General features: G+C 70.9%; 8 protein-coding genes. 5 read left to right on the forward strand and 3 right to left on the reverse strand.

What is annotated here, in order from left to right; genetic code table 11:
• Positions 1 to 29: 29 nt before the first annotated feature.
• The gene (locus tag OG406_RS38495) at positions 30 to 1,280 is read left to right on the forward strand and encodes a hypothetical protein (RefSeq protein WP_329190451.1); all 1,251 of its coding nucleotides are present in this window, start codon (positions 30 to 32) and stop codon (positions 1,278 to 1,280) included.
• 83 nt (positions 1,281 to 1,363) lie between these two features.
• Here the strand turns inward: OG406_RS38495 and OG406_RS38500 are convergent, their stop codons facing one another.
• Positions 1,364 to 2,080 (reverse strand): scabin-related ADP-ribosyltransferase, encoded by a 717-nt coding sequence (locus OG406_RS38500; RefSeq protein ID WP_329190452.1) that lies wholly within the window; start codon positions 2,078 to 2,080, stop codon positions 1,364 to 1,366.
• A 328-nt stretch (positions 2,081 to 2,408) separates the two neighbouring features.
• Entirely contained in the window at positions 2,409 to 4,541 is a 2,133-nt protein-coding gene (locus OG406_RS38505) for an alpha-galactosidase (protein WP_329190454.1), read from the reverse strand.
• A 178-nt stretch (positions 4,542 to 4,719) separates the two neighbouring features.
• Between OG406_RS38505 and OG406_RS38510 the strand changes: the two genes are divergently transcribed.
• The 4 genes from OG406_RS38510 to OG406_RS38525 all read left to right on the forward strand — a co-directional run bounded on the left by OG406_RS38510 (position 4,720) and on the right by OG406_RS38525 (position 11,449).
• Positions 4,720 to 5,931 carry an ROK family protein gene (locus OG406_RS38510; RefSeq protein WP_329190456.1) on the forward strand — a complete coding sequence of 404 codons (1,212 nt, stop codon included), beginning with the start codon at positions 4,720 to 4,722 and terminating at the stop codon, positions 5,929 to 5,931.
• Positions 5,932 to 5,971: 40 nt separating this feature from the next.
• The gene (locus OG406_RS38515) at positions 5,972 to 7,798 is read left to right on the forward strand and encodes an alpha-galactosidase D (RefSeq protein ID WP_329190458.1); all 1,827 of its coding nucleotides are present in this window, start codon (positions 5,972 to 5,974) and stop codon (positions 7,796 to 7,798) included.
• A gap of 61 nt (positions 7,799 to 7,859) precedes the next feature.
• A complete protein-coding gene (locus OG406_RS38520; RefSeq protein WP_329190460.1) occupies positions 7,860 to 10,238 on the forward strand; it encodes a glycosyl hydrolase family 95 catalytic domain-containing protein in 2,379 nt (792 codons plus the stop codon).
• Positions 10,235 to 11,449: an SGNH/GDSL hydrolase family protein gene (locus OG406_RS38525; RefSeq protein ID WP_329190462.1), complete on the forward strand. Its 1,215-nt coding sequence runs from the start codon at positions 10,235 to 10,237 to the stop codon at positions 11,447 to 11,449. The genes OG406_RS38520 and OG406_RS38525 overlap by 4 nt, the downstream gene beginning before the upstream one ends.
• Positions 11,450 to 11,526: 77 nt before the next feature.
• Here the strand turns inward: OG406_RS38525 and OG406_RS38530 are convergent, their stop codons facing one another.
• Positions 11,527 to 12,471: an endonuclease/exonuclease/phosphatase family protein gene (locus OG406_RS38530; protein WP_443067135.1), complete on the reverse strand. Its 945-nt coding sequence runs from the start codon at positions 12,469 to 12,471 to the stop codon at positions 11,527 to 11,529.
• Between the last annotated feature and the right edge of the window lie 82 nt (positions 12,472 to 12,553).

The raw sequence follows: 12,553 nt of genomic DNA on the forward strand, positions 1-12,553 counted from the left end.
GACAGACAGGGCGGCGAGGGGGAGCGACCATGCTCGTATCAACCGGAAACAGAACGCGTGGGGGAGCGGCGGTCGCCGTCGCTCTGGCCACCCTGCTCACGGCCTCCGGATGCGAAGCCGGCCACGACGCGAGGGATCCCCGTGCCACGGCCTCCGCGGATGCGGCTGGTTCCGGGCCTTCGGACAGTTCGGCCGAGTCGTCAACAGGCAGCCTGACGTGGGAGTTCGAGCACATAGCCGACTTCAGCGGTAAGTTCGAGGACGTAGCTGTTCTCGCCGCCGACGATATCTGGGCGGTGGGGACGGAGAACAACGGCCGGGCCAATGCTCACCTGTTGCACTACGACGGCACGGGCTGGAAGCAGGAGCCCCTCCCCGCCGCGCTGGGCGACAGTCTCTACCCGCCCAGGTTCGAAGAGGTCGGGGAGAACCAGCTCTGGCTGCGACCGCAGAGTGATGCGAGCGGCTCTGATCGGAACTGGGCACGGTGGGACGGCATCCGATGGTCCGCCGTGCCGAACCCCCCGCCGGGCAAGGCCAGGGTCTTCCGGGCGACAGGCCCGGACGACATCTGGACCCTCGTGGGCGAGCAGTCCGCCCAGCACTGGGACGGCAGCCGGTGGTCGGCGAGCCGACTGCCGTTCCCCACGGCGGACCTCGCCGTGGCGGGACCGAGGGACGTGTGGGCGGTCGGCGGCCGCGACACGGGGCCGGGCACCGACCTGGCCGGCGGGGAGCGCTACAGCCAACCCGCCTCGGCACACTGGGACGGCGTGTCCTGGAAGCCGGTGGACACGCCTCAGGCCCGGTTCGACGAGCCGCTCCCGCCGGAGCCCGGCGCCGGCCTCCTCCATGTCTTCGCGTTCGCGGGCGATGACGTACGTGCCTACGGCAGCAACAGCTTCAACCACGGCGAGATCGACAACGAACCCGCGGACGAGTTCATCCAACTCCGGTGGGACGGGTCGAAGTGGGCCGAGCAGAATCCCGCGCCCGGCGGATGCGACTGGCGGACTCCCGTGGGACGGGACGACAACGGGCTGTTCCTGAACGGCAACTGGTACCTGACCGATGACGGCAACTGCGTGAAGATCGGGCGGCACCGCCTGCCCACGTCGACCGGGGCGCGGCCGGCCTCGAACCAGTCACTGTGGCTGGAGGAGATCCAGCGGGTGCCCGGCACCGACGAGTGGCTGGGCGCGGGCCAGGTCGAGGTGAACCAGAGCGGTGATCCCTTCAGCGCCCCCGTCATTGTCCGCCTGAAGCGCGCCGCGGCCTGAACGGCTGCCCGCGCCCGCTTCGTGGCGACCGGCGGGACCGAACCGGCGTGCTCGGGCCGGTCCCGCCGCGCATGCTCCGGTGCTCAGTGGGAGGGAGCGGCCTGAGCGGTCTGTCGGTTGTCGACGGGGCGGAAGTCCTTGTTCGTGACGCAGCCCAGGTTCTTGTAGATGTTCGCGTTCGTCTCGGGGTCCTGGCCGGCCCAGTGGTACTGGCACGCGCCCTCGATGTACCTGCCCTGCACCCCGCCGGGGAAGTCGATCTCCTTGTTCCACAGGTACTGCGACTGGATGCCCGTCATCCGGGCCGTGGCGTTCACGTCGATCCCGCCCGGTGCCTGGATCGCGTAGACCCAGCCGTCCTTGCCGCCTCCGGTGGCGAAGCCCTGGGCCACCCACCGGTCGCACGACGTGCTGAGGTGCGCGGAGTTCTGACCGCCTCCACCGATGATCCACTTCGCCAACGGCGTCAGATCCGTGCCGAGAGGCGTGAAGCCGCTGCGGAAGATCGCCTGCGGGTCCGGACGGGTGTCACCCCGCCAGAGGGTGTTCACGTCGTGGCGCCAGTACCAGCCCTCGCGCAGCGCGGCCACGTCGACCTGCGAGCGCAGACCGCGGTTCGTCGTCGTCTGAGACCACTCGGAGGACCGGTAGCCACCCGTCGGGCCGCACGGCCCGGTGTCACGGATCTGCTCCGGGGTCCCCGGGAAGGGATCCGTCGCGGCATCCGCGGAAGCGGCGAACGTCAGTGAAGCGACAAGAAGGGAGGCGGCGGAAGCGATCCGCAGCGCGGTCTTGAACATGGTCGGGCAGGCCTCTCAGTCGGACATCCGGCTCCCGACTCCTAGCCCGGGCGACCTCCGCAAGCACGGAGTCGTCGCCCTGATCACCCGCCGGCACCACTGACGCCACTCACCCGGCTCTGACCGGCGGTCGGATCACCCGATAAGTCGTCAGGTGTCGTGCTGCGGTCGACTGCCCCGCCGGCCACCAGGACTCCGAATGACCTCACCTGTCCGCCAGTTGTGGGGGAGTGCCTGTGGGAGGGCGCCCATCGAAGCGGCCCGCTGTCCCGCTTGACTGTTGTCCCGCTTGACCGCGATTCGGCTGACCGCGCGGGTGCGCGCCGGCTCACCCTCCGTCCGGCACCCGGACCAGATGCAGCGCGGCGCTGGCCCACTCGCCGCTCGGCAGGTCGACGTCCAGCCCGTACTCGGTGAGTACGGTCGCGTGGTGCACGCGGCCGGACGCGACGTCCCGGTAGCGGGTGCCCGGCGGCAGGCCGCGCAGTCGGACGGGCGGTCGGGGGGAGCCGTGGCGGGGGCTGCGCCGGTAGGCGAGCAGCAGGAGTTCTCCCGCGTCCTCGGCGAGATACTGCACGGCCGAGACGGCTTCGCCGAGCGGTTCACCGAGCCGGAACTGGCGTCCCCGCTGGACCAGATGCCGTACCTCCTTGTACTCCGCGACGAGCCCGGCCGCCTCGGTCAGGTCCTCCTCCGGCCAGTGGGTCAGGTCGCCGCCGATGCCGAGCAGCCCGGCCCAGGCGACATGGAAGCGGAACCGGAGGGGGACCGAGAGCCCGGTGAGCTGGTTCGGGACGTCGGTCACCCAGGCGGACATCACCCGGGCCGGGTACACCTGGCCGAACCCGTGCTGGATGGCCAGCCGGTCCACCGCGTCGGTGTTGTCGGAGGTCCAGGCCTGGTCGGTGCGTGCGAGGATCCCCGGATCCACGCGGCCCCCGCCGCCTCCGCACGCCTCGATGCGGAGTCCGGGGTGGTCGGCACGGAGTCGGTCGAGGACGTCGTAGAGACGGGTGACGTACCGGGTCCAGAGGCGGTCGCCGCCGTCGGGTTCGTCCGGCCAGCCGGCTTCGCCGAAGGCGCGGTTCATGTCCCACTTGAGGAAGTCGAGGTCGTTGTCGGCGACCAGGCGCGTCAGCCAGTCGTACGCCCAGTCGGCCACGTCCTGCCGGGCGAGGTTGAGGACGAGTTGATTGCGCATCTCCGTACGGGCGCGGCCGGGCACGTGAAGGACCCAGTCGGGGTGGGCACGGTACAGGTCGCTGTCGGGGTTGACCATCTCCGGTTCCACCCAGATGCCGAAGCGCATGCCGAGGTCGTGCACGGCGCGCGCCAACGGGCCGAGCCCCGCCGGGAAACGGTCCGGCGCCGGTGTCCAGTCGCCGAGTCCGGCCCGGTCGCTGCGCCGGGCGCCGAACCAGCCGTCGTCCACGACGTACAGCTCGACGCCGAGCCGGGCCGCGCGTTCGGCCAGGGCGAGTTGGCCGGCCTCGGTGACGTCGAAGCCCGTGGCCTCCCACGAGTTGTAGAGCACGGGAGCGGTCTCGTCCGCGTGCCGGAGGACGTGGGTGCGCAAGTAGGCGTGCCAGGTGCGGCTCGTGGTGCCGAAGCCGCCGTCGCTGCACAGGCCCGCGAGGACGGGCGTCGTGTACTCCTCGCCCGGTCCGAGCGGCACACGCGTACCGTCGTGTCCCGCGCCGCCGGTCAGGCCGGCGCGTCCGTCCGGGGTGCGCTGCACGGTCAGTCGCCAGCTCCCGCTCCACGCGAGGACCGTGCTCCACACCCGTCCATGGTCCTCGTCGGCCGTCCCGTCGTCGAGCATGGCCCAGGGGTTGGCGTGGTGGCTGGTGATCCCGCGCCGACTGGTCAGCACCGTTTCGCCGTACGGCGCCGGTTCCCGACGCAGCTGGGTCTCGGCGGACCACTGCCCGGTGACGTGGCTGAGGCGATAGTCCGCGAGCGGCGGCAGGGTCCACGCCGCCGAGTCGGCGCGCAGCAACTCCACCGCGCTGTCACCGGCGTTGCGCACCACGGTCCACCGCTCGATCACGTCCGTGTCGGCGCGCACCCGGTAGTGCAGAGCGACGTGCACCGGATGGAGGCGGTCACGGAAGCCGAGGACGAGTTCGGCGGTGGGGCCCTCCTGCGTGACCTGGTGTTCCGTCGGCAGCCAGGCGAAGCCGCGTGAGCCGTCGGCGTAGCGGAGCTGCAGGGACGGCGGCCCGTACCGGGTTCCTCCGTCGACGGGCAGCTCCTCACCCACCGTAGGCCGGCCCTCGAAACTGCTGGGCGGCTCCTTGGCCGGCTCGACCAGCGCGTCCGCCTCCTCGGTGCTGAGACGCGGGCCCCAGGCCACATGGCAGGGAGATCCGGTCTCGTCGATCCGCACGGCGTACGACGTGCGTGGAGTGGTCAGCAGCCAGACGCCGGTGGCCGGAGACTGGGAGATGAGCGACGGCATGGGCCTCACGATCCAGAAGATGGCTAACGCGCCCCGAAGCCAAGCGCTTCCTTGGATTGACTGTCAACCCCCGCTGCGGAGACGAGATATGAAGCCGGAACGGCGGTTCACCGGCAGCGTCCAACCGATCTGACTTCTTTCATTGACAGCGGAAATTAACAGTCATAGGTTCCCGGCCATGCAGTCGCCCACCGCTGTGGAGACGTTCCCGGCCAACACGCCGGCCGCCGCCCAGGTCTTCACCACGGTTCTCGTGCACGGCCCCCTCACCCGGCTGGAGGCGGCCGGGCGTTCCGGCCTGTCGCCGGCCGCCGTCACCAAGGCGGTCCGGCCCCTGCTGGAAGCCGGCTACCTCCTGGAGGACGCCAACGCGGAGGCGCCCCCCGCACTCGGCCGGCCCGCCAACCTGCTGCGGGTGGACGGCGGACGGGCCTTCTTCGTCGGTCTGAAGTTCACCGGCGACGAGGTCATCGGTGTCCTGGCCGACCTGTGCTGCCGGGTCAGGGCCCACCGGCGTCTGCCGCTCGGCGGTCGCGCGCCGGAGGACGTGCTCGCCGCGGCGGCGGCCCTGGTGCGCGAACTGCTGGCGGAGGCGGAGGAGTTCGGCGTACCCGTCCTCGGACTCGGGATCGCCGTGTCCGGAGACGTGGACCGCGCCGAGGGAACCGTGCGCTACTCGCCCTTCCTGGACTGGCACGACGTTACGCTCGCCGAACGCGCCTTTCTGGCCTGCGGCCTGCCGGTCACGGTGGACAACGACGTGCGTGCCCTCACCGTCGCCGAGCAGTGGTTCGGCGGCGGCGCCGGACTCTCGGACTTCGCCGTCGTCACGGTGGGCGCCGGCATCGGCTGCGGTCTTGTGGTGCACGGCAGGGTCGTCGCCGGCGCGCACGGCGTCGCCGGCGAGATCGGCCACGTCACCGTCGACCCGGACGGCCCGCTCTGCCACTGCGGCAACCGCGGTTGCGTGGAGGCGATCGCGGCGGACGGCGCGATCCTCGCCCGTGTACGGGAGGTCACCGGCACGGACATCACCGACATCGCGCAGGCCATCGACCTCGCCCACGGGGGCGACGACAGAATCCGAGCCGTCTACGCGGCGGCGGGGGACGCGATCGGCAAGGGCATCGCCACCGTCGCCAACCTGCTCGGACCCGCCCGCGTGATCATCTCCGGCGAGGGCCTCGCCGCCTATGACCTGTTCGCCGACCAGATCCGCGACGCGTTCGCCGCGGCGGCCTTCGGATCCGCCGCCCGGTGCGAGGTGCACACCCGCCCGCTCCCCTTCGAGCAGTGGGCACGCGGCGCCGCCGCGACCGCCATCCAGTCCTTCATCAGCGCGAACCACCCGTTCCCCGACGGACTCACCACCGGCTCGGGCAAGGGCTGAGCCGCCCCTACCCCCACCGCAACCTCAGGAGGCCCGACCCATGCGGTCACCCTCGTACTCCGCCACGCCCCGACGCGTCCTCAGAACCGTGGCCGCCCTCGCCCTCTGCGCAGGCACCATCGGCGCCGCCACCACCGCCGAGGCGATGCCCACCACGGCCGAGGCGGCACCCACCACGACCAGCACCGACCCGCTCGCGGCCAAGCCCTACATGGGCTGGTCGAGCTGGAGCATGCAGTCCTCCAAATATCCCGGCCTCAACCCCGACGGCGACTACAGCTGGCTCACCGAGGCCAACGTCCTCAAACAGACGGACGCCCTCGCCACCAAGCTGAAGAAGTACGGATACGACCACGTCAACATCGACGCCGGCTGGTGGCGGGACAAGGCCTGGAAGCCGGAGTTCGACCAGTACGCCCGGCAGAAGGCCGACCCCGCCCGCTTCCCGCGGGGCATGAAAGCCGTCGCCGACCACATCCACGCCAAGGGCCTGAAGGCGGGCATCTACCTGCCGGTCGGTCTGGAGAAGGAGGCGTACGACGACGGCAAGGCGCCCATCTGGAACGCCCCCGGCTGCACCACCGCCGACATCGTCTACGGCGACCTGCGCACCACCAACGGCTGGGACAGCGCGTACAAACTCGACTTCACCGATCCGTGCGCGCAGAAGTACATCGACTCCCAGGCACAGATGTTCGCCGACTGGGGCTTCGACTTCCTCAAACTCGACGGCGTCGGCCCCGGTTCCTTCAAGAGCGGCGACAACTACGACAACGTTGCCGACGTCGCCGCCTGGCACCAGGCCATCGCAGCCGCCGGCCGCCCCGTCCACCTGGAAATATCCTGGTCGCTGGACATCGGCCACGCCGCCGACTGGAAGAAGTACTCCAACGGCTGGCGCGTGGACACCGACGTCGAGTGTTACTGCAACACCCTGGTGAGCTGGGAGAACTCCGTCGACGACCGCTTCGACGACACCCCGGCCTGGACCCGGCACGCAGGCCCCGGCGGCTGGAACGACCTCGACTCCCTCGACGTCGGCAACGGCGACATGGACGGTCTGACCAAGGCCGAGCGGCAGACCTACGCCACCCTGTGGTCCATCGCCAAGTCCCCGCTCTACACGGGCGACGATCTGACGAAGCTCGACCCCTACGGCGTCTCCCTGCTCACCAATCCCGAGGTCCTCGCCGTCGACCAGGGCCCCAACCCGCCCGCCGCGCCCGTCACCCCCTCCGACCCCCAGCAGGTGTGGGCCGCCAGGAACCACGACGGCACCTACACCGTCGCCCTGTTCAACCTCGCCAACCGCCCCGCCTCCGTGAGCGCCGACTTCTCCACCCTCGGCTTCACCGGCAAGGCGAAGGTCCGCGACCTGTGGAACCACGAGAACCTCGGCACGCGCACCGACCGCGTCACCGAGGCGCTGCCCGCCCACGGCTCCCGGCTCTTCACCGTCACCCCGAACGGCCGCTCCCTCGCCTGGACAGCGATCGAGGCCGAGGCGAGCGGAAACACCCTCGCCGGCAACGCCTCCGTCGCCGACTGCGGCGCGTGCTCCGGCGCCAAGAAGGTCGGAAACCTGTACCAGGGCGGCAAGTTGACCATCGCCGACGTGATCGTCGCGAAGGCGGGCCAGTACCAGCTCAAGGTCTCCTACGTCAGCGGTGACGCCCGCTCCGCCCTCGTCTCCGCGAACAGCGGCGGCGCCACCGGCCATAAGTTCCCCTCCACCGGCGACTGGGCCACCGTGAACAGCGTCTACGTGCCCGTGACCCTCAAGGCCGGGCCCAACACCGTCACCTTCGACAGCGGCACGGGCTACGCCCCCGACATCGACCGGATCGACGTACCGAAGTCCTCCTGACACCACCCGGTGGCCCGGCCCCCCGAAAGGCCGGGCCACCTGTCCGACTTCTGGAGCCGCCATGAACGCACGTCCGGACCACCCCAGCAGGAGAACGGCGTTGTCGCTGGCCGCGACCGCCGGACTCACCGCGGCACTCGGCGGACTGCCCGCCTTCACCGCCTCCGCCGCGCCCGTCCGCCCCAACGCCGACACCCCCCAGGCCGCCGCCACCGCAGCCGACCAGCTGTGGTGGCAGGCCCCCGGCGACGAACACTCCCTGATCGAGCAGGGCCTGCCCATCGGCAACGGTCGCCTCGGCGCCCTCGCGAGCAACGACCCGGGCCGCGAACTGCTCCTCGTGACCGACGCGACCCTGTGGACCGGTGGCCTCAACGACACCCTCGACGCCGACGGCCAATTCCCCTACGGACGAGCCGACTTCGGCTCCCTGACCCTGCTCGCCCGGCTCACCGTGGACATCCCCGACCACGACCTGTCGGCCGTCACCGGCTACCGCCGCACCCTCGACCTGGACCGGGCGGTCGTCACCACCTCCTACGTGCATGCCGGCATCACCTACCGGCGTCAGCTCTTCGCCAGCCGCCCGGACGACGCGATCGTCCTGCACTTCACCCAGAGCGGCGCGGGCCGGTACACCGGGACCGTCACCCTCGCCGGCAGCCACGGCGAGAAACTCACCGGCGCCGAGTCGTTCGGCGCCTCGTTCGCCAACGGCCTGCGGTACGGCGCGGCGATCAAGGCGTACGGCACCGGCGGCCGAGTCCGGGTCAGCGGTCCGACCATCGAGTTCGCCGGCTGCACCGACCTCACCGTCGTCCTCAGCGGCGGCACGAACTACGCACCCGACGCCGCCCACCACTACCGCGATCCGGCACTGGACCCGGAGAAACTCGCCCGCACCAAGGTCACCTCCGCCGCACACCACTCGCCCGCCACCCTTCTGCGCACCCATGTCGCCGACTACCAGCCGCTGTACCGTCAACTACGGCTCTCCTTGGGCAAGTCGAGCAACGGGCAGCGCTCGCTCGACACCTGGTCGCGGCTGCGCTCCCGGTACGAGAGCGACACCCCGGACCCCGAACTGGAGGCCGCCTACCTCCAGTACAGCCGCTACCTGATGATCTCCGGCTCGCGCGGCAGCCTCCCCATGGGCCTGCAGGGGGTGTGGCTCGACGGCAACGACCCGGACTGGATGGGCGACTACCACACCGACATCAACCTGCAGATGAACTACTGGATGGCCGACCGGGCCGGTCTGTCGCAGTGCTTCGACGCCTTCGCCGACTACTGCCTCGCCCAGTTGCCCTCCTGGACCGAACTGACGAACCGCCTCTTCGGCGACCCGCGCAACCGGTACCGCAACTCCACGGGGAAGACCGCGGGCTGGACGGTCGCGATCTCCACCAACCCCCACGGTGGCGGCGGCTGGTGGTGGCACCCGGCGGGAAACGCCTGGCTCGCCAACAGCCTGTTCGAGCACTACGAGTACACCCGGTCGCGGGAGTACCTGGCCAAGATCCACCCCCTGCTCAAAGGCGCCTGCGAGTTCTGGGAGGCCCGGCTGATCACCACGACCGAGCCCGGCACCGGCCGCGAGGTCCTGATCGCCGACAGCGACTGGTCGCCCGAACACGGCCCCCTGGACGCCCGCGGCATCACCTACGCGCAGGAACTGGTGTGCGCCCTGTTCGGCAACTACGCCGAGGCCGCACGGGTGTTGGGACGCGACTCCACCCACGCACGCACGATCCGCGGACTACGGGACCGCCTCCACCTGCCCCAGGTCAGCCCCACGACCGGCTGGCTGGAGGAGTGGATGTCGCCCGAGAACCTCGGCGAGACCACCCACCGCCACCTGTCCCCACTCGTCGGCCTCTTCCCCGGCGACCGGATCCGCCCCGACGGCTCCACCCCCGAGGACATCGTGGCCGGCGCGACCGCCCTCCTCACCGCGCGAGGCATGGACAGCTTCGGCTGGGCCAACGCCTGGCGCGCACTGTGCTGGGCCCGGCTGAAGAACGCCGACAAGGCCTACCGCCTCATCGCCACCAACCTGCGCCCCTCCGTCGGCGGCGTCAACGGCACCGCGTTCAACCTGTTCGACATCTACGAAGCCGGGCAAGGACGCGGGATCTTCCAGATCGACGCGAACTTCGGCACCCCGGCGGCCATGATCGAGATGCTGGTGTACTCCCGCCCCGGACACCTGGAACTCCTTCCGGCCCTCCCCTCCGCATGGGCCGACTCGGGATCCGTCGAGGGCGTCCCGGTGCGAGGCGGCTTCCTCGTGGATCTTGCCTGGCGGAACGGCCGTCCCACACGTCTGCGCGTGACCAGCACAGGTGGCCGTACCACCGCGGTGGTCTTCGACGGGAGGTCCCGGACGGTGACGCTCGAACAGGACGAGACCGTCACGATCCGGGACTTCACCCGATGAGGGCGGCACGGCGCGGGAGGCTGGTCGCCCTGGCCGCCGTCATGGGAGCGGCGACGGTGGTGCAGCCCTTGTCCACGACGGCCCGGGCGGCGAACGGCACACACGACGTCGTCACCTGGGCAGCGGCGGCCGACCGGGTCGGCGACGGCGTGGCCGACCGCGGCTACCGGCTGGTCGTCCACACCAGCGTCGGCGGCGACAACCTCAGGGTGCGGGTCTCCAACGCGCTGGGAGACCGCCCCGTCACCTTCGACAGCGTCTACGCCGGATTACAGTCCTCCGGCGCCGGACTGGTCCACGCCGGCAACCGACGGCTCACGTTCGGCGGGGCGCGGTCGGTCACCGTCCCGGCCGGAGCGACGGCGTACAGCGACCCGCTCCCCGGCAGGATCGCAGCCGAGAGCAACCTCGTCATCAGCCTGCACAGTCCCGACGCGACCGGCCCCGCCACCGGTCACGGCATGGCCATGCAGACGTCGTACATCTCGGAAGGCGACCACACCGCCGAGGAGAGCGCCACGAACTGGGCCGGAACCACCGGCTCGTGGTTCTACCTCGACGCCGTGACCGTGCGCGCGCCCTCCGCCACCGGAGCCGTGGTCGCCCTCGGGGACTCCATCACCGACGGATGGCAGTCCAGCACGGACCTCAACCGCCGCTGGCCGGACTATCTCGCCCGACGCCTGCGGACCTCCACCGTCACCACCGTGCGCGGAGTGGCGAACGAAGGGATATCAGGGAACAAGTTGCTGGCCGACGGCGCCGGCCGCAGCGCCCTGAACCGACTGGACCAGGACGTGCTGTCCCACCCCGGCGTGCGCACCGTGTTCCTCTTCGAGGGCGTCAACGACATCAAGGCGCACACCGGCGTGACCGCACAGGACATGATCACCGGATACCGGCGGATCATCGAACGCGCCCACGCGGCAGGCACATGTGTCGTCGGAGCGACCATCGGGCCGTTCAAGGGCTGGTCCGAGTGGGACCCCGCGGCCGAGACCGTCCGGCAGGAGGTGAACGCCTTCGTCCGTGACAGCGGCGCCTTCGACGCGGTGACCGACTTCGACAAGGCCCTCCGCAGTCCGTACGACCCCGAGCGCATCCTGCCGTTCTTCGACAACGGCGACCATCTGCACCCGAACGACAAGGGGATGCAGGCGATGGCCGACGCGGTGAACCCGAAGGACCTGGAGTGCGACTCCGGTCCGTGACCCGAACGGACCGTCCCGGTGGGCCCTGGACGGATCAGGGGGCTGATTTTCCGCGGGGACGGTCCGCCGGCGAGGGCTCACCAACTGATGGTGGCCGCGACCGGCAGATGGTCGCTGCGGCCGGCGGGTAGCACCCACGAACTCTCCGGCGTCACCCCGCGGACCATGATCTGGTCGATCCGCACCATCGGGAACGTCGCCGGCCAAGTGAAGCCGAAGCCGTCCCCGGCCACGTCCTGGGCCGAGCGCATCCGTGAGGTGATGCCGTCGAACGCGCGATCGTCCATGGTGCCGTTCAGGTCGCCGAGCAGGACCACCCGCTCGTTCCGTTCGGCGGAGAGAACCTTGCCGAGTGCCCGTGCGTTCCTGTCCCGTGTGTCCGTCCAAAAGCCCACTCGGGGATTCACCCGCGCGGACCCCAGATGGGCCACATACACCGCCAGTGGGCCCCGGTCCGTGGCCACCATGGTGCGCAGCGCCCGGGCATAGGCCGCCCTGGCATCGGCCGGCTTGGTCGCCGCCAGGGGCCCGTAGTCCGTCAGGATGTCGACCTGCCGGGTGTCCGACAGGGGCAGCTTGCTCCACAGTCCGACCGTGCCCCGCACCGCGTGGTAGCTGTAGGCCTTCGCCAGCTCCTCCTCGTACGCGCCCCGGGCCTTCTCCGTCAGCTCGACCAGAGCCAGCACGTCCGCCCCGGAGGCGGCCAGGTCGCGCGCGGTGCCGGGCGGGTCGGGATTTCCGGCGCCGACGTTGTGCTCGACGACCGTGAGGTCGCCTCCCCGGTGGGACTTGTCGCCGAGCAGCCCGCCGAAGAGGTTCAGCCACACCAGGACCGGCAACAGCAGTGCGACGACCGCCGAGGCGGAGCGGCGCCACAGCGCCCCGGCCAGCAGCACGGGAACGAACACCCCGAACCACGGCAGGAAGGTCTCCACCAGGCTGCCCAGGTTCCCGATCCGGTTCGGGATCCTCGCGTGCAGCAGCAGGAGGAGGCCCAGCAGCAGTGCCAGTACGGTGGTCACCAGGCCGCGCTTCCAAGGCTCCGGCCGGGAAACGGCGCACGCCGCCCGGCGGATCCGCGCGCGCCACGCTCCGGCGCCGCTG

The sequence above is a fragment of the Streptomyces sp. NBC_01428 genome, assembly GCF_036231965.1.
Taxonomy (GTDB): domain Bacteria; phylum Actinomycetota; class Actinomycetes; order Streptomycetales; family Streptomycetaceae; genus Streptomyces.